This is a genomic window from Streptomyces sp. NPDC002467 (genome assembly GCF_042889825.1).
Classification (GTDB): Bacteria; Actinomycetota; Actinomycetes; order Streptomycetales; family Streptomycetaceae; genus Streptomyces.
This window is the reverse complement of the sequence record NZ_JBIARJ010000011.1, coordinates 116,774-142,525: the sequence shown is the minus strand read 5'-3', so window position 1 is coordinate 142,525 and position 25,752 is coordinate 116,774. Positions and strand designations below refer to the sequence as shown.

19 protein-coding genes are annotated in these 25,752 nt (G+C 71.9%); 12 read left to right on the top strand and 7 right to left on the bottom strand.

Going from position 1 to position 25,752, the window contains the following annotated elements:
- Window positions 1–66 precede the first annotated feature (66 nt).
- Entirely contained in the window at window positions 67–1,464 is a 1,398-nt protein-coding gene (locus ACFYYJ_RS23170) for an FtsW/RodA/SpoVE family cell cycle protein (protein ID WP_385126233.1), read from the bottom strand.
- 494 nt (window positions 1,465–1,958) lie between these two features.
- Between ACFYYJ_RS23170 and groES the strand changes: the two genes are divergently transcribed.
- Window positions 1,959–2,267 (top strand): co-chaperone GroES, encoded by a 309-nt coding sequence (gene groES / locus ACFYYJ_RS23165; RefSeq protein WP_007265952.1) that lies wholly within the window; start codon window positions 1,959–1,961, stop codon window positions 2,265–2,267.
- Between the two features lie 112 nt (window positions 2,268–2,379).
- The gene (gene groL, locus ACFYYJ_RS23160; RefSeq protein ID WP_376661595.1) at window positions 2,380–4,008 is read left to right on the top strand and encodes a chaperonin GroEL; all 1,629 of its coding nucleotides are present in this window, start codon (window positions 2,380–2,382) and stop codon (window positions 4,006–4,008) included.
- 123 nt (window positions 4,009–4,131) lie between these two features.
- Here groL and ACFYYJ_RS23155 read toward each other — a convergent pair whose 3' ends face one another.
- The 3 genes from ACFYYJ_RS23155 to ACFYYJ_RS23145 form a co-directional block, all read right to left on the bottom strand.
- Window positions 4,132–4,830: an ester cyclase gene (locus ACFYYJ_RS23155; protein ID WP_389134994.1), complete on the bottom strand. Its 699-nt coding sequence runs from the start codon at window positions 4,828–4,830 to the stop codon at window positions 4,132–4,134.
- A gap of 65 nt (window positions 4,831–4,895) precedes the next feature.
- A complete protein-coding gene (locus tag ACFYYJ_RS23150; RefSeq protein ID WP_385126229.1) occupies window positions 4,896–5,669 on the bottom strand; it encodes an SDR family NAD(P)-dependent oxidoreductase in 774 nt (257 codons plus the stop codon).
- A gap of 31 nt (window positions 5,670–5,700) precedes the next feature.
- Window positions 5,701–6,396, bottom strand: coding sequence for an MOSC domain-containing protein (locus tag ACFYYJ_RS23145; protein WP_385366206.1), 696 nt, complete (start codon window positions 6,394–6,396; stop codon window positions 5,701–5,703).
- Between the two features lie 79 nt (window positions 6,397–6,475).
- Between ACFYYJ_RS23145 and ACFYYJ_RS23140 the strand changes: the two genes are divergently transcribed.
- Window positions 6,476–7,375, top strand: a complete 900-nt coding sequence (locus tag ACFYYJ_RS23140; RefSeq protein WP_385126226.1) for a LysR family transcriptional regulator — start codon at window positions 6,476–6,478, stop codon at window positions 7,373–7,375.
- 242 nt (window positions 7,376–7,617) lie between these two features.
- Here the strand turns inward: ACFYYJ_RS23140 and ACFYYJ_RS23135 are convergent, their stop codons facing one another.
- Window positions 7,618–7,944 carry a WhiB family transcriptional regulator gene (locus ACFYYJ_RS23135; RefSeq protein ID WP_376661599.1) on the bottom strand — a complete coding sequence of 109 codons (327 nt, stop codon included), beginning with the start codon at window positions 7,942–7,944 and terminating at the stop codon, window positions 7,618–7,620.
- Window positions 7,945–8,333: 389 nt separating this feature from the next.
- Here ACFYYJ_RS23135 and ACFYYJ_RS23130 point away from each other — a divergent pair, with 389 nt between their 5' ends.
- From ACFYYJ_RS23130 to ACFYYJ_RS23115, 4 genes are all read left to right on the top strand, one after another.
- Window positions 8,334–8,945, top strand: a complete 612-nt coding sequence (locus tag ACFYYJ_RS23130; protein ID WP_003948568.1) for a response regulator transcription factor — start codon at window positions 8,334–8,336, stop codon at window positions 8,943–8,945.
- Between the two features lie 274 nt (window positions 8,946–9,219).
- Window positions 9,220–9,849 (top strand): sigma-70 family RNA polymerase sigma factor, encoded by a 630-nt coding sequence (locus ACFYYJ_RS23125; protein ID WP_376661600.1) that lies wholly within the window; start codon window positions 9,220–9,222, stop codon window positions 9,847–9,849.
- A 123-nt stretch (window positions 9,850–9,972) separates the two neighbouring features.
- Window positions 9,973–11,472: an IMP dehydrogenase gene (guaB, locus tag ACFYYJ_RS23120; RefSeq protein ID WP_385126225.1), complete on the top strand. Its 1,500-nt coding sequence runs from the start codon at window positions 9,973–9,975 to the stop codon at window positions 11,470–11,472.
- A 161-nt stretch (window positions 11,473–11,633) separates the two neighbouring features.
- Window positions 11,634–12,758, top strand: coding sequence for a GuaB3 family IMP dehydrogenase-related protein (locus ACFYYJ_RS23115; protein WP_384584629.1), 1,125 nt, complete (start codon window positions 11,634–11,636; stop codon window positions 12,756–12,758).
- Between the two features lie 87 nt (window positions 12,759–12,845).
- Here ACFYYJ_RS23115 and ACFYYJ_RS23110 read toward each other — a convergent pair whose 3' ends face one another.
- Window positions 12,846–13,319 (bottom strand): hypothetical protein, encoded by a 474-nt coding sequence (locus tag ACFYYJ_RS23110; RefSeq protein ID WP_385365294.1) that lies wholly within the window; start codon window positions 13,317–13,319, stop codon window positions 12,846–12,848.
- Window positions 13,320–13,442: 123 nt separating this feature from the next.
- Window positions 13,443–14,672: a nucleotide sugar dehydrogenase gene (locus ACFYYJ_RS23105; RefSeq protein WP_385365292.1), complete on the bottom strand. Its 1,230-nt coding sequence runs from the start codon at window positions 14,670–14,672 to the stop codon at window positions 13,443–13,445.
- A 275-nt stretch (window positions 14,673–14,947) separates the two neighbouring features.
- Here ACFYYJ_RS23105 and ACFYYJ_RS23100 point away from each other — a divergent pair, with 275 nt between their 5' ends.
- From ACFYYJ_RS23100 to ACFYYJ_RS23080, 5 genes are all read left to right on the top strand, one after another.
- Window positions 14,948–16,654, top strand: coding sequence for a glycerol-3-phosphate dehydrogenase/oxidase (locus ACFYYJ_RS23100; protein WP_385128657.1), 1,707 nt, complete (start codon window positions 14,948–14,950; stop codon window positions 16,652–16,654).
- A gap of 149 nt (window positions 16,655–16,803) precedes the next feature.
- Window positions 16,804–19,350 (top strand): serine/threonine-protein kinase, encoded by a 2,547-nt coding sequence (locus tag ACFYYJ_RS23095; RefSeq protein WP_389134985.1) that lies wholly within the window; start codon window positions 16,804–16,806, stop codon window positions 19,348–19,350.
- Between the two features lie 78 nt (window positions 19,351–19,428).
- Window positions 19,429–22,221: a protein kinase gene (locus ACFYYJ_RS23090; protein WP_389134982.1), complete on the top strand. Its 2,793-nt coding sequence runs from the start codon at window positions 19,429–19,431 to the stop codon at window positions 22,219–22,221.
- A 128-nt stretch (window positions 22,222–22,349) separates the two neighbouring features.
- Entirely contained in the window at window positions 22,350–23,999 is a 1,650-nt protein-coding gene (locus ACFYYJ_RS23085) for a serine/threonine-protein kinase (RefSeq protein WP_385128654.1), read from the top strand.
- Between the two features lie 112 nt (window positions 24,000–24,111).
- Window positions 24,112–25,743 carry a succinic semialdehyde dehydrogenase gene (locus ACFYYJ_RS23080; RefSeq protein WP_385128653.1) on the top strand — a complete coding sequence of 544 codons (1,632 nt, stop codon included), beginning with the start codon at window positions 24,112–24,114 and terminating at the stop codon, window positions 25,741–25,743.
- Window positions 25,744–25,752 lie beyond the last annotated feature (9 nt).

The window sequence follows — 25,752 nt, the reverse complement described above, 5'->3', positions numbered from 1 at the left end:
CAGCCGCCGACCGGCAGGCGCGGGCCGCAGGGGGGACGGCCCCGACCGCGCGTGGCCCCGTACCCCCTAGCCCGCCACCGCCACCGGCGTGATCGTGGTTTCCACCGGGCCTCTGGCGTCGGCTTCGCGTTGGCGTTCCGCGCTGTCGCTGATGCGGAGGAGGAGGGCGATCATGATCCAGTTGGCCAGCAGGGACGAGCCGCCCTTCGCGAGGAAGGGCAGGGCCTTGCCCGTGAGGGGGATCAGGCCGGTGACGCCGCCCGCCACCACGAAGACCTGGAGCGCCAGTGCCGAGGCCAGGCCCACCGCGAGGAGTTTGCCGAACGGGTCGCGGGCGCCGAGGGCCATGCGCAGGCCGCGCTGTACGAGGAGCGCGTAGAGGAGCAGCACGGCCATGACCCCGGCCAGGCCGAGCTCCTCGCCGACCGTGGTGAGGATGAAGTCGCTGCGGCCGGCGAACGCTATGAGATCCGGGTGGCCCATGCCGAGGCCCGTGCCGGTGATGCCGCCCGTGCCGAAGCTGAAGAGGGCCTGCGCCGACTGGTCCGAGGTGACACCGGGCGGGGGCACCTCCCAGTAGTAGGACAGCGGGTTGAGCCAGGCCGCCACTCGGGCCTTCACGTGCGGTTCGGTCGACCCGACGACGAAGGCGCCCACGGCCGCCATGAGCAGACCGCACACGATCCAGCTCGTGCGCTCGGTGGCCACGTAGAGCATCACCACGAAGACGCCGAAGAAGATCAGCGAGGTGCCGAGGTCGCGCTCGAAGACCAGGACCAGCATCGAGACGATCCACACCGTGATGATCGGGCCGAGTTGGCGCATGGGCGGCAGGCGGACGCCGAGGAACTTGCGGCCCGTCAGGGCCAGCGAGTCGCGGTGGACGACCAGGTAGCCGGCGAAGAACACCGCGATCATGATCTTCACGAATTCGCCGGGCTGCAGGGAGAAGCCGAAGAGTTTGATCCAGCGCTTGGCGCCGTAGGTGTCCGCGCCGAAGAACGCCGGTGCGATCAGCAGCACCAGCGAGACGGCCATCGTGATGTAGATGAAGCGCTGTAGGAGCCGGTGGTCGCGCAGCAGCGCCAGGACCAGGAGGCAGGCGGCGACGCCGACCACCGTCCACATCAGCTGCCCGGGCGCGTTCGCGTCCGCGTTCCAGCGCTCGATGTAGCTCTGGTCGAGGCGGTGCAGGAGCACCAACCCCAGCGCCGTCAACAGCATGGCGAGGGGGAGGACCAACGGATCCGCGTAGGCCGCGAACCGGCGTACGCCCAGGTGCCCTACCAGCGACAGCAGGGTCAGGCTGACCGTGAAGCCCGCCAGGTTGGGTGGCAGCTCGTCGTTCATGGCGAGGCCGGCGGCGGCATGGCCGAAGACCGCGATGGCCAGGACGAAGAGCAGGAGCAGCGCCTCGGTGCGGCGGCGGGCGCCGGCCGAGGTCAGGGGTTTCAGCCCGAGCACGCGATCAGCTCGCGCACGTGGTGCCGCCGACGTCCTTCGGGGCCGCGGAAGCCTTCGGTCCGATCTGATCGGCAATGAGGCGCTTTATCTTCATGTCGTCTATGACGTTTATGTCCTGCCGGTGGTTCCTCGGCCGCCTGGGCGCTCGCTGTTGTCCCCGCCACTGCGGCACTGCCGGCTCGGTGGCGGTCGGGTCCGGCTCGGTCGCCGGCGGGGCCGGACGCGGCCGGGGCGCGGCGCTCGACAGGAGGTGATCCCGAACGTGCGTACGCCCGCGTTTCGGTGGCGCGGGAGGCGGGATCGCGCAACGCCGTACGGCGAGAATTGGCACTCCGCTTGACCGAGTGCTAATCGCCGGAATAGTGTCGCACCTGGCACTCGCCCCGGGTGAGTGCCAACACAGCGACAGGCAGGTCCGGCACCCGCGACGACGGATCGACCTGGTCGCCACCTCAGACAGTTAACCCCGGATCTCCGAAGGGGGAGGTCGGATCGTGACGACCGCCAGCTCCAAGGTTGCCATCAAGCCGCTTGAGGACCGCATCGTGGTCCAGCCGCTCGACGCCGAGCAGACCACGGCCTCCGGCCTGGTCATCCCGGACACCGCGAAGGAGAAGCCCCAGGAGGGCGTCGTCCTCGCCGTGGGCCCGGGTCGCTTCGAGGACGGCCAGCGTCTCCCGCTGGACGTCAACGTCGGCGACATCGTGCTGTACAGCAAGTACGGCGGCACCGAAGTGAAGTACAGCGGCGAGGAGTACCTCGTCCTCTCGGCTCGCGACGTGCTCGCGATCGTCGAGAAGTAATTCGCTTCTCCAGTACTGCTTTGAGCTGCGCCCCTGGTCACCCCGCTGATTGCCGGGCGGCGAGGGGCGCAGTTCGTTAAACCCGAGTTTTCGAGAGGGCTGAACCGCTCCCATGGCGAAGATCCTGAAGTTCGACGAGGACGCCCGTCGCGCCCTCGAGCGCGGCGTCAACAAGCTTGCCGACACGGTCAAGGTGACGATCGGCCCCAAGGGCCGCAACGTCGTCATCGACAAGAAGTTCGGCGCGCCCACCATCACCAACGACGGTGTCACCATCGCTCGCGAGGTCGAGCTGGACGACCCGTACGAGAACCTGGGCGCCCAGCTCGTGAAGGAGGTGGCGACCAAGACCAACGACATCGCGGGTGACGGCACCACCACCGCCACCGTGCTGGCCCAGGCGCTGGTCCGCGAGGGTCTGCGCAACGTCGCCGCCGGCGCTTCCCCGGCCGCCCTGAAGAAGGGCATCGACGCCGCGGTCAAGGCCGTGTCCGAGGAGCTCCTCGCGACCGCCCGCCCGATCGAGGACAAGTCCGACATCGCCGCCGTGGCCGCGCTCTCCGCGCAGGACCAGCAGGTCGGCGAGCTCATCGCCGAGGCGATGGACAAGGTCGGCAAGGACGGTGTCATCACCGTCGAGGAGTCCAACACCTTCGGCCTGGAGCTGGAGTTCACCGAGGGCATGGCCTTCGACAAGGGCTACCTCTCGCCGTACATGGTCTCCGACCAGGAGCGTATGGAGGCCGTCCTCGACGACCCGTACATCCTGATCAACCAGGGCAAGATCTCGTCCATCCAGGACCTGCTGCCGCTGCTGGAGAAGGTCATCCAGGCGGGTGGCTCCAAGCCGCTGCTGATCATCGCCGAGGACGTCGAGGGCGAGGCGCTCTCCACCCTCGTCGTCAACAAGATCCGTGGCACCTTCAACGCCGTGGCCGTCAAGGCCCCCGGCTTCGGTGACCGTCGCAAGGCGATGCTCCAGGACATGGCCACCCTCACCGGTGCCACCGTCATCGCCGAGGAGGTCGGCCTCAAGCTCGACCAGGCCGGTCTGGACGTGCTGGGCTCCGCCCGTCGCGTGACCATCTCCAAGGACGACACCACCATCGTCGACGGTGCCGGCTCCTCCGACGAGGTCCTCGGCCGCGTCAACCAGATCAAGGCCGAGATCGAGTCCACCGACTCGGACTGGGACCGCGAGAAGCTGCAGGAGCGCCTGGCGAAGCTCGCCGGCGGCGTCTGCGTCATCAAGGTCGGCGCCGCCACCGAGGTGGAGCTCAAGGAGAAGAAGCACCGCCTCGAGGACGCCATCTCGGCGACCCGCGCCGCGGTCGAGGAGGGCATCGTCTCCGGCGGTGGCTCCGCGCTCGTCCACGCCGTGAAGGTGCTGGAGGACAACCTGGGCCTGTCCGGCGACGAGGGCACGGGTGTCGCGGTCGTCCGCCGCGCCGCCGTCGAGCCGCTGCGCTGGATCGCCGAGAACGCCGGTCTCGAGGGTTACGTCATCACCTCGAAGGTCGCCGAGCTCGACAAGGGCCAGGGCTTCAACGCCGCTTCCGGCGAGTACGGCGACCTGGTCAAGGCCGGCGTCATCGACCCGGTGAAGGTCACCCGCTCCGCGCTGGAGAACGCCGCTTCCATCGCCTCCCTGCTGCTCACGACCGAGACCCTGGTCGTCGAGAAGCCGGCGGAGGAAGAGGCCGAGGCCGGTCACGGCCACGGTCACGGCCACAGCCACTGAGGCTCGACGCCTGATCGACCGAACGGCCGATGGCCCGATCGGTTGAACCGGAAGGCCCCCGCCGCACGCGAGTGCGGCGGGGGCCTTTCCGATTCCCGATTCCCGTTTCCCGGCCGCTCCGTGTTACTCCATCACTCCCAACTGCCGCATGAGGGACATGGCGTCGTAGTGCCAGTAGCCCTCCTTGATCATGCCGTCCTCGCAGCGGAACGTGGTGGTGCCGTCCATCGAACAGGTCTTGCCGGTGTTGGCGACGCCCATGAAGTCGGCCTTCTGGGTGCCCGTCCACGTCCACACGGTGGTGACGCAGTCGTCCTGCGCGAGCTGCGCCTTCTTCGTGAACGTGAAGTCGAAGGCGTCGCGCCATCCCGTCACGTCCCTGCGGATCGCCTCGCGGCCGATCTCCGGCTCCATGCCCTTCATGACGTCGTGGTCCGTGTAGTCCTCGGCGAAGATCTCTTCGATGACGCCCATGTCGCCCTTCATCGCGATGTCGTCGAACATCCGGTTCACCAGCATGGTGTTGAGGTGCTCGTCGCGGATGACGTCGAGGTTGGTGAAGGTCGGCATGCCGTCGCAGAGGGCCGCCATCTCCTGGAACATCCGGTCGGTCTCCGGGAGGTTCGAGTTCTTCATGGCGTCTTCGTACGAAGGGAACTGGACCACGTCGACATAGTGGTTCTCGGACTCGCGGTCCTTGCCCAGCATGGTGTGCGTCAGCGTGCGCTTCCCCTGGCCCTGTGCGACGTACCTGTCGAGGAGGGCGTTCAGCGCCTCGGGCTGCTTCGTCTCGTAATCGACTATCTGTACGAATCTGGTCATGATCTCTCCCGGGCTGGATGGGGCACATCCAGTTTAGGAAGAATTCACCCATTTGGCCCGGTTTGTCACTGGGGTCCGTACTTGCGTCCCGTACGCGAGGACACCCCGCCCAGCAGCCCGCGCGGGGTCAGTTTCACCACGCCCATCAGCGCCTTGTAGCGGGGGTCCGGGATCGAGACCGTCTTGCCCCGCGCCAGGTCGGCCAGGGCCGCGGCCACCAGCTTGTCGGCGTCGAGCCACATCCAGTTGGGGATGTTGTCGGTGCCCATGCCGGCCCGCTGGTGGAACTCGGTACGGACGAATCCCGGGCACAGCGCCATCAGCCGCACCCCGGATCCCGCCAGGTCCTTCGCCGCGCCCTGGGTGAACTGCACGACCCACGCCTTGCTCGCCCCGTACGTGCCGCGCGGCACGAAGGCGGCGACCGAGGCCACGTTGATCACGCCGCCGCGGCCGCGCGAGCGCATCGATTCGCAGGCCGCCGAGGTCAGCCGCAGCACCGCCTCGACGTGCACCTTCAGCATCGTCAGTTCGTCGGCCATGGAGACTTCGAGGTAGCGGCCCTTGTTGCCGAAGCCCGCATTGTTGACCAGCAGGTCGACCGGGTGCCTGCGGTCGGCGAGCCGCTCCTCGACGGCCTTGACGCCCTCCTCCGTGGAGAGGTCGGCGGCGAGCACCTCGGCCTCGATGCCGTGCCGGTCGTGGAGTTCGGTGGCCTGCTCGCCGAGCCGCTTGGTGTCGCGCGCCACCAGCACCAGGTTGTGACCCTGGGCGGCGAGCCGCCTGGCGAAGGCGGCGCCGATGCCCGCCGTGGATCCCGTAATCAACGCAGTCGTCATAGGCGCAACCTAGCGGCCCCGCGTGACGGCGCTACCGCGCCCCGTTGGACGGTCCGTACTTCTCGATGTGCAGGCGCACCCTCTCGTGGGCCTCGGGCTCCATCGCGGCGCCGGCCGCCAGGGTGCGGGCCATCAGGTCCCGCTCGGTGGTGAAGGCGCGGAACCAGAGCGAGACCGTCACGTCGTGGTCGGGGCGGTGGACGATCTCGACCGGGTCGCCGGGGGAGACGCGACCCTCCTCGATCACGCGCAGGTACGCGCCCGGCCGCGTCGCCTGGGTGAACCGCTTGACCCAGGCGTGCTCGCCGAGGGCCCCCTGGAAGGTCCGGCACGGGATGCGGGCCGAGGCCACTTCGAGCACGAGGTCCGGGCCGACCCGCCAGCGGTCGCCGATCAGGGCCCCGCTCACGTCGATGCCGGAGGTGGTGAGGTTCTCGCCGAAGATCCCGCCGGGCAGTTCGCGGCCCAGCTCGCCCTCCCACCAGTCCAGGTCCTCGCGGGCGTACGCGTACACGGCCTGGTGGTCGCCGCCGTGGTGGCGGCGGTCGCAGACGGCGTCACCCTCCAGGCCGCTGCCGAGGCCCGTGGCCCTGGGGCCGGGGGCGAAGACGCGGACCGGCCCGGTTACGGGGCGCTTGCCGTGGCCCGTCAGCCCGCCTTCGGCGTCGGTGTAGTCGACGGCCGTCGCGCGGCCGAGGTTCACGGAGATGAGATGAGAGGGGCCCATGCCCACACGCTAGTCGCCGAGACCCAAAGCGTCACTGGGATATTCGCGTGACGGTCAAAGCGGGGCTTATGCTCAAAGGGTGATCGAAGCACGTCATCTCCGGGTTCTGCGCGCTGTCGCCGGGACCGGTTCCTTCTCCGCCGCCGCCCGCGAACTGGGCTGCACCCAGCCGGCCGTGTCCCAGCAGATGAAAGCGCTGGAGCAGTCGGCCGGCACCCCGCTGCTCATCCGCACGGGCCGCGAGATGCGGCTGACCCAGGCCGGTGAGGCCCTGGTCCGGCACGCCGCGGGGATCCTGGCCGGGCTGACGGCGGCCGAGGAGGAGGTCGCGGCGATCGCCGGGCTGCGCGCGGGTCGGGTCCGCCTGGTCTCCTTCCCCAGCGGCAGCTCGACCCTGGTGCCGACCGCGCTCGCGGCGATGCGCGCCGAGCACCCGGGCACCCGTATCTCCCTGGTCGAGGCCGAGCCCCCGCGCTCGGTGGAGATGCTGCGCGAGGGCGACTGCGACCTGGCGCTGGCGTTCCGGTACGGCGGGGCCGCCGGGTCGGCCGCCGAGTGGGAGGACCTGGTGGTGCGGCCGCTGCTGACCGACCGGCTCGTCGGGCTCGTTCCCGAGGGGCACCGGCTGGCCGGAGCCGAGCGGGTGGGCATGGCGGAGCTGGCCGACGAGCCCTGGATCGCGGGCTGCCCGCGCTGCCGCCGCCATCTGGTGGAGGTGTGCGAGGACGCGGGCTTCACCCCGCGCATCGACTTCGCCACCGACGACTACCCGGCGGTGGTCGGCCTGGTCGGCGCCGGGCTGGGCGTCGCGGTGCTGCCGGAGCTCGCGGTGGAGTCCGTACGGGCCAAGGGCGTGAGCACCCTGGCCGTGGAGCCGGCCGTGGAGCGGGAGGTCGTGGCGCTGACCCTGCCCGACCTGGCGCGGGTGCCGGCCGTGGCCGCGACGTTGGCCGAGCTGGAACGGGCCGCGGCGCGCTGACCGCAGGGGGCGCGCCGACCCTGTCCGCGCGCCGTACGCATGCACGCGCGCGCCGACCGTTCGCGCCTGCCGCTCGCACGCGCCGGCCGTACGCACACGGGTTCGTGCGCACGGCCGAACGCGTGACGTGCGGGCCGGAGTCCCGGCACGCCCGGGCGCGGGCGGCGGTTCGGAGGGATTCGGGATTCGGGGGTCGGGATCGGAGGTGAAACGTTCCTTCGGGCGTTTCGTCTCGTGTGCCGTCAGTGCGGCGTGATCGGTGCGATCGCACTCGACGCGGGGATCAGGCGGTGCCTGGCGCGTCCCATCAGTTCCTCGCGTTCGTCCTCGGTGAGGCCGCCCCACACCCCGTAGGGCTCTCGGACGGCGAGTGCGTGCGCGGCGCATTCCGAACGCACCGGGCATCTCATGCAGACCTCTTTAGCCGAGGCCTCGCGCGCGCTCCTCGCCGCGCCCCGCTCACCTTCCGGGTGGAAGAAGAGGGAGCTGTCGACCCCGCGGCAGGCGGCGAGCAGCTGCCAGTCCCAGAGGTCGGCGTTCGGTCCGGGGAGGCGGGAGAAATCTGCCATTGGTAGTCCTCTTGGTGCCGGTACTGAGGCGGATACGGTCCATGTCTCCAAGGGTCTCCACACCTACTGTCGGAGTAGATGTAAATATGACTCATTGGGAATCTAGCCTCAGACATGTGCCAAACGGAAGGAAAGCCGCCAAATAGGGCATAGCTCCAGATGGAGGACAGATGGCGTGTGGCGTCCGTGTCGTGATCGGTTCCTCACGTAGAGTGCCGAAGGTGTCCGTCCGACCCGTAACTCTTTCGAGTGACCATCGTTGAGAGTGCGAAGGCGGTTGAACCAACAAGTTCCCGGACAGGTGTCCGAGAGCATCGACCGCACAGGTGACGATACGTACCAGCCTGGAGGCTCAAGGTGACGCGCATCAGCAGCTGCGGAGGGCGGTCATGACTTCCGTCCTCGTCTGCGACGACTCCCCGCTTGCCCGAGAGGCGCTCCGTCGCGCGGTTGCCACCGTGCCCGGCGTCGAGCGTGTGACGACGGCCGCCAACGGCGAGGAAGTCCTCCGCCGCTGGGGTGCCGACCGCTCCGACCTGATTCTGATGGATGTACGGATGCCCGGGCTCGGCGGTGTGGAGACGGTCCGCCGTCTGCTCTCTGCCGACCCCGGGGCCCGCATCATCATGCTGACGGTCGCCGAGGACCTGGACGGCGTGGCCCTCGCGGTCGCCGCCGGCGCCCGCGGCTACCTGCACAAGGACGCCTCGCGCGCCGAACTGCGGGCCACGGTCACCCAGGCGCTCGCCGACCCGACCTGGCGACTGGCCCCGCGCCGGCTCCGCTCGGCCGAGATGGGCGCCGCGCCCACGCTCACCGCGCGCGAGATCCAGGTGCTGGAGGGCATGAGCCACGGCCGGTCCAACGCGGAGATCGGGCGCGAGCTCTTCCTCTCCGAGGACACGGTCAAGACGCACGCCCGCCGCCTCTTCAAGAAGCTCGGCGCCTCGGACCGTGCGCACGCGGTCGCGCTCGGTTTCCGCTGGGGTCTCGTGCGCTGACCCGGCCCGGCGATGGTGAGCCCCGCCGTACCCGGTGCGCACCCGGGGGTTGGCGGGGCACAATCCGGGGGACGTGTCGCTTCGTGCGCGATGCCGCATCCTTGAGGGTGTGCCGCATTCTTGGAAATGTGGGGTCCCCGTCCTCGGGGACCATTCGGCCGAGCGGGGAGGGGAGGGCGCAAGCATGAGTTCAGGCGCACCCGCTCATAACGCTTCGACGCACGAAACGGGCCGCGGTGCCACGGATCCGCCGGCGCCAAGGCACCATGGATTGATGCGTGAAGACGAGGCCCCGGGGTCACCCGCGGCCACTGGCCCCACCGGCGCCGCCAAGGGCGGAAGCGCCGGGGCCGTCAGCGCGCTCGTACGCCGGGCGGTCGAGGGCGACGAACAGGCCACGCACGACCTGCTCGCCTTCGTGCACCCCCTCGCGATCCGCTACTGCCGCACCCGGCTCTCCCGGCTCCCGGGCGACGCCCGCCACTTCGTCGAGGACCTGGCGCAGGAGGTTTGCGTCGCCGTCCTGATGGCCCTGCCGCGCTACCGGGACACCGGGCGGCCCTTCGAGGCGTTCGTCTTCGCCATCGCCGCGCACAAGGTCGCCGACCTGCAGCGGGCCGCCATGCGGCACCCGGGCAGCACGGCCGTCCCGTCCGACGAGATGCCGGAGCGCCCCGACGACTCGCTGGGGCCGGAGGAGCGGGCGCTGCTGAGCAGTGACGCCGCCTGGGCCAAGAAGCTCCTGGCGAACCTGCCGGAGAACCAGCGCGAGCTGCTCGTGCTGCGCGTGGCCGTCGGGCTGACCGCGGAGGAGACCGGGCAGATGCTCGGAATGTCCCCGGGTGCGGTGCGGGTGGCCCAGCACCGGGCGCTCAGCCGGCTCCGCGCGCTCGCGGAGCAGTAAATCCCGCTGCGAAACTCGTAGCAACATACGAAAATGGCCGTCGATCTTCATCGTGGAATGAGACGCGGCGGGATCCCGTTAGCATGGACATCCGCGCTGAGCAAGACCATTTGGGAAGGTGTCATGACCGCCGACGGAGTGCCCGACAAATTCGCCACGCTCGGACTGACCTACGACGACGTGCTGCTGCTGCCGGGCGCGTCGGACATGTCGCCCGATGCGATCGACACCTCTTCCCTCATCTCGCGCAACGTGCGAGTGAACGTTCCGCTGCTGTCCGCGGCCATGGACAAGGTCACCGAGTCCCGGATGGCCATCGCGATGGCCCGCCAGGGCGGCGTCGGAGTCCTGCACCGCAACCTCTCCATCGCCGACCAGGCCAACCAGGTCGACCTGGTGAAGCGCTCCGAGTCCGGCATGGTCACCGACCCCATCACGGTGCACCCGGACGCGACCCTGCGCGAGGCCGACGAGCTCTGCGCGAAGTTCCGCATCTCCGGCGTCCCGGTCACCGACCCGGCGGGCAGGCTGCTGGGCATCGTCACCAACCGCGACATGGCCTTCGAGTCGGACCGCAGCCGCCAGGTGCGCGAGGTCATGACCCCGATGCCGCTGGTCACGGGCAAGGTCGGCATCTCCGGCGTGGACGCCATGGAGCTGCTGCGCCGCCACAAGATCGAGAAGCTTCCGCTGGTCGACGAGGCGGGCATCCTCAAGGGCCTCATCACGGTCAAGGACTTCGTCAAGGCCGAGAAGTACCCGAACGCCGCGAAGGACAAGGACGGCCGGCTGCTCGTCGGCGCCGCGGTCGGTGTCGCCGGTGACGCCTACGAGCGCGCGCAGGCCCTGATCGAGGCGGGCGCCGACTTCATCGTCGTCGACACCGCCCACGGTCACTCCCGTCTGGTCGGCGACATGGTCGCGAAGATCAAGTCGAACTCGTCCGTCGACGTCATCGGCGGCAACGTCGCCACCCGCGACGGCGCGCAGGCGCTGATCGACTCGGGCGTCGACGGCATCAAGGTCGGCGTCGGCCCCGGCTCGATCTGCACCACCCGCGTCGTCGCCGGCATCGGCGTCCCGCAGGTCACCGCGATCTACGAGGCCTCGCTCGCCGCCAAGGCCGCGGGCGTCCCGGTCATCGGCGACGGCGGCCTGCAGTACTCCGGCGACATCGCGAAGGCCCTGGTCGCGGGCGCCGACACGGTGATGCTCGGCTCGCTGCTCGCGGGCTGCGAGGAGTCCCCGGGCGAGCTCCTCTTCATCAACGGCAAGCAGTTCAAGTCGTACCGCGGCATGGGCTCGCTGGGCGCCATGCAGTCCCGCGGCGATCAGCGCTCCTTCTCCAAGGACCGCTACTTCCAGGAGAACGTGGGCGGCGACGACAAGCTGATCCCCGAGGGCATCGAGGGCCAGGTCCCGTACCGCGGCCCGCTCGCCGCGGTCGTGCACCAGCTCGTCGGCGGCCTGCGCCAGTCGATGTTCTACGTCGGCGGTCGCACGGTCCCCGAGCTCCAGGACCGGGGCCGCTTCGTCCGGATCACCTCGGCGGGCCTCAAGGAGAGCCACCCGCACGACATCCAGATGACGGTCGAGGCTCCCAACTACAGCCGCAAGGGCTGATCGCGACACCCCCGAAGGGGCGTGCCCGCACGGGCCCGCCCCTTCGGCGTGCCCGCACGTCGTTCGGAGCAGCGGGGCCGTCCGTACAGCGGTCACCGGAACGCGGGCCCCCGGGGTTCGGGGATACTGGACGGGCAGACCCAGAGGAAAGGCCACCACACGTGACTGAGATCGAGATCGGGCGCGGCAAGCGCGGCCGCAGGGCGTACGCGTTCGACGACATCGCCATCGTCCCGAGCCGGCGTACCCGGGACCCGAAGGAGGTCTCGATCGCCTGGCAGATCGACGCGTACCGCTTCGAGCTCCCCTTCCTGGCCGCCCCCATGGACTCGGTCGTCTCCCCGCAGACCGCGATCCGCATCGGCGAGCTCGGCGGCCTGGGTGTGCTGAACCTCGAAGGCCTGTGGACCCGGTACGAGGACCCGCAGCCGCTGCTCGACGAGATCGCGGAGCTGGACGAGGCGACGGCCAACCGCCGACTCCAGGAGATCTACTCCGCCCCGATCCAGGCCGACCTGATCCGCGCGCGGATCAAGGAGGTCCGTGACTCGGGCGTCGTCACCGCCGCGGCGCTCTCGCCGCAGCGCACCGCCGAGTTCTCCAAGGCCGTCGTCGACGCGGGCGTGGACATCTTCGTGATCCGCGGCACCACGGTCTCCGCCGAGCACGTCTCCGGCGCCGCCGAGCCGCTGAACCTGAAGCAGTTCATCTACGAGCTCGACGTCCCGGTCATCGTGGGCGGCTGCGCCACCTACACGGCGGCCCTGCACCTGATGCGCACCGGCGCCGCGGGCGTGCTCGTCGGCTTCGGCGGCGGCGCCGCGCACACCACGCGCAACGTGCTCGGCATCCAGGTCCCGATGGCGACCGCCGTCGCGGACGTGGCCGCGGCCCGCCGCGACTACATGGACGAGTCCGGCGGCCGTTACGTGCACGTCATCGCCGACGGCGGCGTGGGCTGGTCGGGCGACATCCCGAAGGCCGTCGCCTGCGGCGCCGACGCCGTGATGATGGGCTCCCCGCTGGCCCGCGCCACCGACGCGCCCGGCAAGGGCAACCACTGGGGCATGGAGGCCGTCCACGAGGACGTGCCGCGCGGCAAGAAGGTCGACCTCGGCACGGTCGGCACCACCGAGGAGATCCTCACGGGCCCGTCGCACACCCCGGACGGCTCGATGAACATCTTCGGCGCGCTGCGCCGCTCGATGGCCACCACCGGCTACAGCGAGCTCAAGGAGTTCCAGCGGGTCGAGGTCACGGTCGCGGACTCGCAGCACAGCCGCTGATCGTTCTTCCGTACGTACGCCGGAGGGCCGGCACCCCGAGCGGGGTGCCGGCCCTCCGGCGTGTGCGGTGTCGGCCGGTGGCCGACGTCAGTTGGCGCCGACCTTGCGGGCCGACTGGAAGGCGGCGTAGGCGCCGATGGCGAGGAAGAGGAAGGTCATCGGGCTCGACACTTCCTTCCACGCGTCGACCAGCGGGGAGACGCCCTCGCCCAGGATGTCCGTGGTCTTCACGCCGAGCTGCTCCGCGGCCAGCCAGGCGATGCCGAAGAGCTGGCCACCGAAGACGGCGGCCAGCGACAGCAGGCCGCTGAGGACGGGGAGGACCGGGTTGGAGCCGCCCAGCTTGCCGGCCGCGAGGCCGATGACCGCGCCGACGGCGACGGCGGCGTAGCCGATCTGGTAGCCGCTGGCGCCGATGATGGCGCCGTACGCGGCGGCGGTGACCAGGGCCGCGACGACGGCGGCGGCGATGCCGAGGCCGATGTTGCCCGTGCGGGCCGGGGCCGGGGCGGGAGCCTCGGTGAAGGAGTCGGGCGCCGGAGGCTGGAAGTTCTGGGTCATGCGGAGATCCCCCCCAGGGAATCGTGGGCACACGTGTCCTGGGGGACGTATGTGCGAGATAAGGAAGTGACGCCGCAGGCTAGCAGTCGCTTACGACATCCGTGAGGGGGATTTTTCGGGCACTTACAGGCGGTGCGCGGCGCCCGCGGGGCTGGCGCCGCGGGTGTCCAGGAGCAACTGGGCCTTCACCGCGAGGCCTTGCAGGTCGTAGGTGCGGTGGTGCTGGAGCAGGATCGTCAGATCGGCGTTGGCGGCGGCCTCGTACAACGATTCGGCACGGGGCACCGGCTGGTCCCGCACCCGCCAGCCCGCGATGTACGGGTCGTGGTAGCTGATCAGCGCACCCAGGTCGAGGAGGCGGCTGGCGATCTCGCGGGCGGGGGAGCCCTCCTGGTCGGCGAGGTCGGGCTTGTAGGTGACGCCCAGGAGCAGGACGCGGGCGCCGCGGGCGGACTTGCCGTGCTCGTTCAGCAGGGTGGCGGAGCGCTGGATGACGTACTGCGGCATCCGGTTGTTGATCTCCTGCGCCAGGCCGACCATGCGCAGGGGGTGGCCCGGGGTGCGGGTGGTGTGGGGGAGGTAGTTGGGGTCGAGGGGGACGCCGTGGCCGCCGACGCCGGGGCCGGGGCGGAACGCCTGGAACCCGTACGGCTTGGTCTCGGCGCAGCGGATGACGTCCCACAGGTCGACGCCGAGGTCGTGGCAGAGCACCGCCATCTCGTTCATCAGGGCGATGTTGACGTGCCGGTAGTTCGTTTCGAGGAGCTGTACGGTCTCGGCCTCGCGCAGGCCGCGGGCGCGGACCACCTTCTCGGCGAGGCGGGCGTAGAAGGCGTGCGCGGACTCGGTGCAGGCGGGGGTGAGGCCGCCGATGACCTTCGGGGTGTTGGAGATGCCGTGGGTGCGGTTGCCGGGGTCGAGCCGGCTGGGGGAGTAGGCCAGATGGAAGTCCCGGCCGGCCCGGAGTCCGGAGCCCTCTTCGAGGATGGGGCGGAGGTACTCCTCGGTGACGCCCGGGTGGACGGCGGATTCGAGGATGACCGTGGTGTGCGGGCGCAGCCGGGCGGCGAGCGCCCGGCCCGCCTCGGCGACGGCCGAGAGGTCGAGGGCGCGGTCGGCGCCGAGGTGGGTGGGGGCGCAGATGACGGCGGTGCGGACCCGGCCGAGTTCGGCGGGGTTGGTGGTGACCCGGAACCCCGCCGCCGACATGCGGCGGATCTCGGCGGCGGTGAGGGTGGAGTCCGTGACCGGACCGCTGTCGTAGCCGACGGTCTCGATTCCGGCGGCCACGGCCGCCTGGGCGAGGGGGAGGCCGAGGTGGCCGAGTCCGATGACGGCGAGGTCTGCGGGCATGGGGGTGCCGTCCCTTCCCTGACACGAGGCTGATGCGCGCGCAAGCCCTGTGGACGGAGAGGCCACGCAGGGAGCCGGCGCAATGTCAGACTAGGCGTATATATGACAGATATGTCGCATTCCGGGGTGAAGGTCGCCGTTGTGTTGTCCACAGGCGGTGGCTGATGTGCGTGCGGCCGGTCAGAATCGTGAAAACGGGGATGTGAGCGGGATCACCCGCACCATGCGGGCACGTCCGCACGAGGCGGGAACACCCGCACCAACGGGAGGCAGCCGTGAGGACAGCGACACTGGGGCCGGCGCAGCGCGCCGAGGCCCTCGCCCGGATGGCCGAACGGGAACTGGACGTCTTGGTCGTGGGCGCGGGCGTGGTCGGCGCCGGCACCGCGCTCGACGCCGTGACCCGGGGCCTGTCGACCGGCCTGGTGGAGGCGCGCGACTGGGCCTCCGGCACCTCCAGCCGGTCCAGCAAGCTGATCCACGGCGGGCTGAGATACCTGGAGATGCTCGACTTCGCCCTCGTGCGGGAGGCGCTGAAGGAGCGCGGCCTGCTCCTGGGGCGCCTCGCCCCTCACCTGGTGAAGCCGGTGCCGTTCCTGTACCCGCTGCAACACAAGGGCTGGGAACGCTTCTACGCGGGCTCCGGCGTCGCGCTGTACGACGCCATGTCCGTCTCCAGCGGCCACGGGCGCGGCCTGCCCGTCCACCGCCACCTCTCGCGCAGGCGCGCCCTGCGGGTGGCGCCGGCGCTGCGCAAGGACGCGCTGGTGGGCGCCCTGCAGTACTACGACGCCCAGATGGACGACGCCCGGTACGTCGCCACGCTGGTCCGCACGGCCGCGGCGTACGGGGCGCACTGCGCCAACCGGGCGAGGGTGGTCGGCTTCCTGCGCGAGGGCGAACGGGTGGTCGGGGCGACGGTGCGCGACGTCGAGGGCGGCGGCGAGTACGAGATCCGCGCCAAGCAGGTGGTCAATGCGACGGGGGTGTGGACGGACGACACCCAGGCCCTGATCGGGGAGCGCGGACAGTTCCACGTACGGGCGTCCAAGGGCATCCATCTGGTGGTTCCGAAGGACCGCATCCACTCCAGCAGCGGGCTGATCCTGCGCACCGAGAAGTCGGTGCTGTTCGTCATCCCGTGGGGACGGCACTGGATCATCGGGACCACGGACACCGACTGGGACCTGGACAAGGCGCACCCGGCGGCGTCGAGCGCGGACATCGACTACCTGCTGGAGCACGTGAACTCGGTGCTCGCGGTGCCGCTCACTCGGGACGACGTCCAGGGCGTGTACGCGGGCCTGCGACCGCTGCTGGCCGGGGAGTCGGACGCGACGAGCAAGCTCTCGCGCGAGCACACGGTGGCGCACCCGGTGCCGGGGCTGGTGGTCGTCGCGGGCGGAAAGTACACGACGTACCGGGTCATGGCCAAGGACGCCGTCGACGAGGCGGTGCACGGACTGGACCAGCGGGTCGCGGAATCCGTGACGGAGGACGTGCCGCTGGTGGGGGCCGAGGGCTACCACGCGCTGTGGAACGCGCGGGCGCGGACCGCGGGCCGGGCCGGGCTCCATGTGGTCCGGGTGGAGCACCTGTTGAACCGGTACGGGTCGCTGACGGAGGAACTGCTGGACCTGATCGCCGCCGACCCGGGACTGGCGCAGCCGGTCACCGGCGCCGAGGACTACCTGCGGGCGGAGATCGTGTACGCGGCCTCGCACGAGGGGGCGAGGCACCTGGACGACGTACTGACGCGGCGGACGCGGATCTCGATCGAGACCTTCGACCGGGGGACCAGGTCGGCGCGGGAGTGCGCGGAGTTGATGGCGCCGGTGCTGGGGTGGGACAAGCAGCAGATCGAGAAGGAAGTGGAGCACTACGAGAAGAGGGTCCAGGCGGAACGGGAATCGCAGCGACAGCCGGACGACCAGACGGCGGACGCGGCGAGGCTGGGGGCGCCGGACATCGTTCCGTTGTAACTCCGCGATGCGGAAGGGGGAACCGCGGACCCGGGGCGCCCGTCAGTTGCGGAGTGAGGAACAATGAGGTTTCCGCCGGGGTGGGTTACAGCGGGCCCCGGCGGCTGGCGGGGCAGCCGGGGCAGGCTGCAGGAACGCAGAGGGGACGCATGTCGAAGCCGGAGCACACCAACTCGCCTGCGGCGTTGCCCGAGGAGGTGGCGTCGCCGTCGGCAGGGCAGGGCGGCGCGGTTCCGGGCGACGCCCCCGCCGTGTCGCCCGCGGCGGGCCCCGCGGAGGCCGGTTCGCCTTCGGGGGACGCCGCCGTTGCGCCTGCGGCTGAGCCCGAGGGCGAGTCTGCGGCTGCGGACGGGTCCGCCGGCGACGCGGAGCCGGATACCGGTGCGCCTGCGACGGAGCCCGAGGACGCCGAGCCGATCCACGCTGCGCCTGCGGCTGCCGGCGGTGGGAAGAGTGCCGCCAAGTCGAGCCTGAGCGAGGGGGCGGCTGCGGCGGACGCCGGTGGGTCCGCGGTCGAACCCGAGGACGCGAAGCCTGCCGACGCCGGGAAGGCCACCGCCAAGTTGAGCCTCGGCAAGGGCGCGCCCGCGGACGCGAAGTCCGCCGAGGCCGCGAAGAGTGCCGACAAGCCGGGCCCGGGCAAGGGCGCGGCAGAGGGCGAAGGGGCCAAGCCGGCTCCCGGCAGGGCCGGCGGGGAAACGGTCAACCCCGTCGTCGAGAAGGCCGACGCCATGGCGGCGGCCGTCAAGGCCGCGGCTGCCAAGGCCGCTGCGGACGGTGGCACCGAAGGGCGGCTGCTGGCCGGGCGCTACCGGCTCGGAGCCGTGCTCGGCAAGGGCGGGATGGGCACCGTCTGGCGCGCCCAGGACGAGACCCTGGGCCGTACCGTCGCCGTCAAGGAGCTCCGCTTCAGCACCGGCGTCGACGAGGACGAGAAGCGCCGCCTCATCACCCGTACCCTGCGCGAGGCCAAGGCCATTGCCCGGATCCGCAGTGGTGGTGCCGTCACCGTCTACGACGTCGTCGACGAGGACGGCCGGCCGTGGATCGTCATGGAGCTCATCGAGGGTCCCTCGCTCGCCGAGTTCGTGCGGGAGAACGGCCCGCTGACCCCGCGCCGCGCCGCCGAGGTCGGCCTCGCGGTGCTCGACGTACTGCGCGCCGCCCACGGCCAGGGAATCCTGCACCGGGACGTCAAGCCGTCCAACGTGCTCATCGCCGCCAACGGCCGCGTCGTCCTGACCGACTTCGGCATCGCGCAGGTCGAGGGCGACCCCTCCGTCACCTCCACCGGCATGCTCGTCGGCGCCCCCTCCTACATCTCCCCGGAGCGCGCCCGCGGCCAGAAGCCCGGCCCGCCCGCCGACATGTGGTCGCTCGGCGGCCTGCTGTACGCCTCCGTCGAGGGCGTGCCCCCGTACGACAAGGGCTCCGCGCTCGCCACCCTCACCGCCGTGATGACCGAGCCGGTGGACCCGCCCAAGAACGCGGGCCCGTTGGCCGACGTCATCTACGGCCTGCTCGTCAAGGACCCCGCGGGCCGCCTCGACGACGACGGTGCGCGCGCCATGCTCACCGCCGTCGTGAACGCGCCCGAGCCCGTCGCGCCGCCGGTCGTCGCCCCGAACGCGGAGGAGACCCGGCAGATATCGCTGGCCGACGCCAAGGAGGCCGTGGACAAGGCCGCCGCCGAGAAGGCGGAGAAGGCGGCCGAGAAGGCCGCGAAGAAGGAACGCGAGCGGCGGGAGCGCGACCAGCGCGAACGCGCCCGCGCCGCGCTGAAGTCGGCCCGCAAGGAAGCCGCGGCGGCAGCTGCGGCGGCCGCGGCCGTGCCGACCGCCTCCGCGGCCGAGGCCCCGGCCTCCGGCAGGCCCGCACCCGTCGCGGCCCCGGTCACCGACGTCCTGCCGCGCCGCACGATCGCGATGGCGGTGGCCGCCGTACTGGTGGTGCTCGCGGCGGTCGGTTCGCTGATCGCCTACATGGCCGGCGGCGACGACGAGGGCGGCGGCAAGCCGCAGGGCAAGAACGGCGGCAAGCCCACCCCGGCCGCCTCCGGCAACCAGACCCCGGGTCAGGGCCAGGACGGTACCGGGAAGAACACCCCGCAGAACGCCTCGCCGGACACCTCCCAGAGCACGCCGTCCTCCTCCGCGAGCGCGGGCGGCGGCGGTGATTCGGGCACGACCAGCACGAGCCAGGGACAGGGCGCGCCGCTCGGCGGTGGCGTCGGGGGGCTCCCGGCGGGGTTCGCCACGGTGACGGACCCTGGGTTCCACTTCTCGATGGCCATGCCGCAGGGCTTCCACCAGACGGGCACGGCCGGCCAGAACTCCGGCGCGATATACAGCCGTGACGGCGGCTTCCCGCGGATACAGGTCGACTACAACAGCAGCCCGGGCGACGACGCGCGCAAGGCCTGGCTGGAGTTGGCCCCGGCCGTGGCGGGCAGCAGCAAGGGCTACAAGCTCATCGACATCCGAGTGGTGAACTACCGGAACTACCCGACCGTCGCGGACTGGGAGTTCGAGCGCGTGCACGACGGCGTCAAGGTCCACGTGGTCAACCGCGGGTTCAAGATGGACGAGAAGCACGGCTACGCCATCATGATCAGCTGCGCGGCGGACCAGTGGGACGGCGCGGAGTGCACCCAGATGCGCAACGTGGCGTACGAGACCTTCCAGCCGCTCGGCTGACCTCGGGACGCGGGCGGCCCCGGCGACGTATCGTGTCAGCGGGGCCACGGGGGACCCGGCGCACTCGGGGGAGGCGATGTGGAGGAGTACGCGGGCCGGATCCTGGCCCACCGGTACCGCCTGCCGCTTCCGCCGGCCGACCACGCCGAGTACGAACTCGTCGAGACCCGCGCCTTCGACACGCGCAGCGGGCAGGAAGTCCTCGTACGGCAGGTGCCGTTGCCGGAGGTCGTGGACGCCGAGCTGATGGACGGGCCGCGGCCGCCGACCGTCCCGGCGGGGGAACTGCCGGCCGTGCGGCGCGCGATCGAGGCGGCGCAGGCCGCGGCCGCGATCCCGGACCACCCCCGGCTGGACCAGGTCTTCGACGTGTTCGCGGAGGACGGCTCGCTGTGGATAGTGAGCGAACTGGTCCCGGCCAGGCCGCTGGCCTCGCTGATCGCCGACGCACCGCTGAGCCCGTACCGGGCGGCGGAGGTGGCGTCGGACGTACTCACCGCGCTGCGGGTGCTGCACGCGCACGGCTGGACGCACCGGAACATCACCGTGCGGACGGTGCTGGTGTGCGAGGACGGCCGCGTCGTCCTGACCGGCCTGGCCGCGGGCGCGGCGGAGGACGCACTGTGCGGGTACGACCCGGTCCCCCGGGACGCGGGTGCGGTCGCCTCCGGCGGTGAGGCGTGGGGGCCCGCGCCGGGTGGCGGGGGCTTCGACGCGGCCGGTGGCGCCTTGGCGCCCGGGCCCGCGCTTCCCGACCGCGAGCCGGGTGCTTCAGGCGACGGCGACGGCGCGGGCGTTTCCGGCCCCGGGCCGTACGAGGCTGCGGAGGAGCCGTCGCCCGAAGCGCAGGCGCGATACGCGCCGTTGGTGGCGCCGGGGTACGACACCGGGCCGCGGTACACCGACCACGTCACACCGGGGCGTTCCGAGGAGCGGCCCGACCTCCAGGCCGCGGCACGGGCCGGGGCCATCGCCGCGTACCGGGCCGGCTCGCGGGCGGCCGCCGCTCGCGTCATCGAACAGCGCAAGGCCGAGGCCGAGGCGGCAGCGGCGGTGGCGGGGACCCCCGCGCCGGAGTCGGAGCCGGAACCGAGGCCCGAGGGGTCGAACCTCCCTGAGGGGTACTCGTACCCGTACGGCGGCCCGCAGTCCGGCGCCACCGCCTCCTGGCACGGCGCGACCCCCCGCCGCCAGGCCCTCCCCCCGGCCGGGACGACGCCGGGGGCGGACGTGACCCGGCCGGAGCTGCCCGCACAGGCGGGATCCGGACAGGGGCACTCCCCGCAGGGCGCCCCCGCACAGCCCGTCCCGCTGCCGCGGGAGGAGGCCTGGCGGCAGCCGCAGGGGGACCCGGCGCGGCCCGGTTCGCCCGCGCGGCTCGCTCTGCCGCAGGGGTACCGGCAGGCGGAGACCTCCGCTCCCGAGGGCGGCATCGCGCCGCACGGCGGGCCGGGCGCCCCCGGCTACGGTCACCCCCGGCCCGGTGCCGGACGGGTGCCCGTGCAGCCGGCCGGCCAAGGGCCCGCCGGCGGTCGGCTGCCCGGGCCGCAGGGACCCGGCCCCGCGCAGGGCCCCTCCGGGGCCGGTGGACGGCTGCCCGCCCGGCAGGGACCTGCCCACCAGGGACCCGCGCAGCAGGACGCCGGCCAAGGAGCGGGGATCCGGGGCGGATACGCGGCGCCGCAGCCGAGTCGGCTGGATGCCGAGCGGGCGCGCCAGACGCGGATGGCCGTCGTCGGCGCCGTCACCGAGCGGTGGGCTCCCGAGCAGGCCCGCAGCGTGTCCGGGCCGTGGCAGCTGGCCGCTCCCGTCGGGCCCGCCACCGACCTCTGGGCGCTCGGCGCGCTGCTGTTCCGCGCCGTGCAGGGCCACGCCCCGTACCCGGAGGACAGCGCGGCCGAGCTCGTCGAGCTCGTCTGCGCCGAACCTCCCGCCTACGCCGAGGAATGCGGCGCGCTGCGCCCGGTCGTGGAGTCGCTGCTGCGCCAGGACCCCACCGAGCGGCCCGACTTCGAGGAGCTGCGGGGCTGGCTGCGTTCCCTCGTACGGTCGGCTCCCGAGCCGGAGTCGGAGGCCGGCTTCGCCATGCTTCCGATGGCGGAGCCGGATCCCGCGCGCCTGCCCGTCGTACGCCGCCGGGGCGAAATGCACGGGCGGCACCGCAATCCGTCCGCCCCGCGCACCCGGGGGCCCCGCTCCCTCGGCCGGACCCTGCTCCTCGGGATCCTCGTCCTGCTCGCCGCAGGCGTGGCGTACGCGATGCTGTTCATGCCCCGGGCGGCGGACGGCGGGGGAAGGCAGGACGCCGCGCCGACACCCTCGAAGCAGGGCCAGAGCCCCTCCCAGGTGCCCACCGGGACCCCCGAGTCCAAGCCGGCGCCCCAGTCGACCGCGACCGCGCCCGCCCCGGAAGGGACGGCGCCGCCCGGCTACGCCCTCCAGCAGGACCCCGAGCACTTCGAGATCGCCGTGCCGGAGGGCTGGGAGCGCCGCAGCGTCAACGAGGCCGGTCAGGTCCGGTACGTGAGCGGGCAGTTCGTGCTGACGGTCGTCCCCGGTCGCGACAAGGTCGAGGGCAACCCCGACCCCGCCGCCTACCAGAAGGACAAGGAGCAGGAGTTGACCCCGTACCGCACCTCCACCTGGTCCTCCGTCGGCGACGTGAAGACCACGACGGTCGGCCGCCAACTCCGCGCCACCGGCCGCTACACGTGGATCGACGGCACCGGCCGCAACGTCTTCGCGCGCAACTTCGTCGTCGCCCTCGCGGGCAGCTACCACGTCGTCATGGTCACGGGGCCGGAGGACGAGCAAGGCAAGGTCACCGAGGTATTTGAGAAGGCCACGGCGAGTTACAAGTCCGGTGGCTGAGAGCGTACTGACGACTGATCAGTACGGCGATTGCGTCACAGTGCTGCCTTTCCGGCCCCGTGCGGTACCGGCAGCACCCGTGGGCTCCGTAATCTGGCGGCCTGAAGTGTGAAGAGCGGCGGGATTTCGTGGAACAGCAGACAGGTGGGGGCACCGTGCTCGCGGGCCGGTACCGGCTCGTCGAGCCCATCGGCCGCGGCGGCATGGGCAAGGTGTGGCGCGCGCATGACGAGCTGCTGCACAGGACCGTCGCCGTCAAGGAACTGACGGCGGGTCTGTACGTCGCCCAGGCCGACCGGGACGTCATGCACGCCCGTACGCAGAAGGAGGCCCGGGCCGCGGCCCGGATCCAGCATCCCGCGGTCGTCACCGTCCACGACGTGCTGGAACACGACGACCGGCCCTGGATCGTCATGGAGTACATCGACGGCCCGTCCCTCGCGGACGCGGCCAAGGCGGCCGGGCGGATCGAGCCCCGCGAGGCGGCCAGGATCGGCCTGCACGTGCTGGGCGCGCTGCGCGCCGCGCACGCGGTCGGCGTACTGCACCGGGACGTGAAGCCGGGCAACGTGCTGCTGGCCAAGGACGGCCGGGTGCTGCTCACGGACTTCGGGATCGCGGCGATCGAGGGCGACTCCTCCATCACGCGCACCGGCGAGATCGTCGGCTCCATCGACTACCTGGCCCCCGAGCGGGTCACCGGCGGGACCCCCGGCACGGCCTCCGACCTGTGGTCGCTGGGCGCCACGCTCTACACGGCGGTCGAGGCCCGCTCGCCGTTCCGCCGCACGTCGCCGATCTCCAGCCTCCAGGCCGTCGTCAACGACGAGCCGCCCGCGCTGCGCCAGTCCGGCGCCCTGGCTCCGATCATCACGGCCCTGTTGCGGAAGGACCCGGCGGACCGGCCCTCGGCGGAGGAGGCCGAGCGGATGCTGCTGGAGGCGATGGAGGGCCGCGAACCGAAGGCGGCGCAGGCGTACGTCCCGACCCGCGCGGTGACCCCGGAGGAGCTCGCTCCGGCGCAGGACCGGGCCGAGGAGCCGCCCGCGCCCGCTGAGCCCGCCCAGACGGCCGCGCTGCCGGAGCAGCCGGCTCCCGCGGCGGCACCCGTGCCCGCTCCCGAGGGGCCGGCGGGCGGCTGGCTCAAGCGGGCCGCGGTGATCGCCCTGGTGGCGGCGCTGATCGGCGGCGGCGGCGTGTTCGGCGTGCTCAAGCTGACCTCGGACAGCGGCGGCGGTTCCGACAAGAACACGAGCTCCCTCGACGCGAAGGCCGACGACGGGAAGGCCGATGACGCGGCGAGCGGGAACACGACGACCGTGCCCGCCGGCTGGAGCGAGGTCGTCGACCCGGAGGGCTTCCGGCTCTACGTCCCGAACGGCTGGACGCGCCAGATGGACGGGAACCAGATCGACTACACCCCGGACAACGGCAAGCACTTCATCCGGATCGCCATCGACCCCACCCCGGACTACGACACCCCGTACGCGCACCTGCTCGACCTGGAGAAGTGGGTGGCGAAGCGGACGGACTACAAGCGGGTGAAGCTCAACCAGAACACCTTCCGCGACACCACCCGGGCCGCGATCTGGGACTTCACGTGGACCGAGAAGGGGACGCAGGCCGGACCGCGCCGCGCCCGCGAGCAGATGTACATCGCCCCTAACGAGACCGAGTACGCGATCTACATCTCGGGCCCCGCCGGGGACTGGAAGACCACCCAGCAACAGTTCGACACGGTGCTCAGCGGCTGGAAGCCGCCCGAGAAGGCGCAGTAGCGGCGGCGGGCCGCGTCGATCGGCTCATTCCGCCAGCAATCACTGGCGGAAATGGCAAAATCCGGTTACCCACGGGTACCCAAAGGCTCGCGGGCGCAATACGCTCACCGCCATGACGGATTCGCAGGCCCCCGCCGCCCCCCTCCGCACCGCACCGCAGCCCACCAACCCGGTGGCCCCGGCCCCGGCCGGCGCGCGGACCGCCGCCGACGTGGTCACCGCCGACCTGGTCGCCCGGCTGACCCGCGGAGTGATCGGCTCCGGCCGCACCGCCAACCACACCCCCTTCACCGGGGACCGGCTCGCGGAGCTGCCCGAGGCCACCCCCGAGGACGTGGCCACGGCCTTCGAGCGGGCCCGCGCCGCGCAGCCCGCCTGGGCCGCCGTCCCCGCGCGCAAGCGGGCCGCCGTACTGCTGCGCTTCCACGACCTGGTGCTGGCCCGGCAGGCCGAGGTCCTCGACCTCATCCAGCTGGAGACCGGCAAGGCCCGCCTGCACGCCCACGAAGAGGTCCAGGCGGTCGCCGTCGCCGCCCGCCACTACGGCCGCAAGGCCCCCGCCTACCTGCGCCCCAAGGGCCACACGGGTGCCATGCCCACCCTGACCAAGGTCACCGAGCTGCGCCAGCCGCGCGGGGTCGTCGGCCAGATCGCCCCCTGGAACTACCCGCTCGAACTGTCGGTCGGCGACGCCCTGCCCGCCTTCGTCGCGGGCAACGCGCTCGTCATGAAGCCCGACACCGAGACCGCGCTGACCGCCCTGTGGGCCCGCGACCTGCTGATCGAGGCCGGGCTGCCCGCCGAGGTCTTCCAGATCGTGCTCGGCGAGGGCCCCGTCGTCGGCCCCGAGGTAGTCCGGCACGCGGACTACGTCTCCTTCACCGGCTCCACCCGTACCGGCCGCGAGGTCGCCCGGGGCGCCGCCGACCGCCTCGTCGGGGTCTCCCTCGAACTCGGCGGCAAGAACGCCATGCTCGTCCTCGCCGACGCCGACATCGAGAAGGCCGCCGCGGGCGCCGTCCGCGCCTGCTTCTCCTCCGCCGGCCAGCTGTGCATCTCCATCGAGCGGCTCTACGTCCACGCCTCCATCGCCGATGCCTTCGTCGAGCGGTTCGCCGCCCGTACCAAGGCCATGCGACTCGGCGCCTCCCTCGCCTACGGCGCCGACATGGGCTCCCTGGTCGGCGAGCGCCAGCTGGAGACCGTGACGCGGCACGTGGACGAGGCCGTCGCCAAGGGCGCCACCCTCGTCGCCGGCGGCACCGCCCGCCCCGACATCGGCCCGCTCTTCTACGAGCCCACCATCCTCGACGGCGTCGAGGCGCCCATGGCGGTCTGCGGCGAGGAGACCTTCGGCCCGGTCGTCTCGATCTACCGGTTCACCGACGAGGACCAGGCCATCGCCGAGGCCAACGCCACCGCCTACGGCCTCAACTCCAGCGTGTGGACCAAGGACTCCCGCCGGGGCCACGCCGTCGCCGCCCGCCTGCGCACCGGCACCGTCAACATCAACGAGGGCTACGCCCCCGCCTACGGCAGCGCGCAGGCGCCCATGGGCGGCATGAAGGACTCCGGCCTCGGCCGCCGCCACGGCTCCGAGGGCATCCTCAAGTACACCGAGGCCCAGACCGTCGCCCACCAGCGACTGCTCCCCATGGCGCCCTCGCTGGGCATGGACGACGAGAAGTACGCGGCGTTCATGACCCGCAGCCTCAAGGTCATGAAGTCCCTCCGGTTCCGCTGAATCCGACTC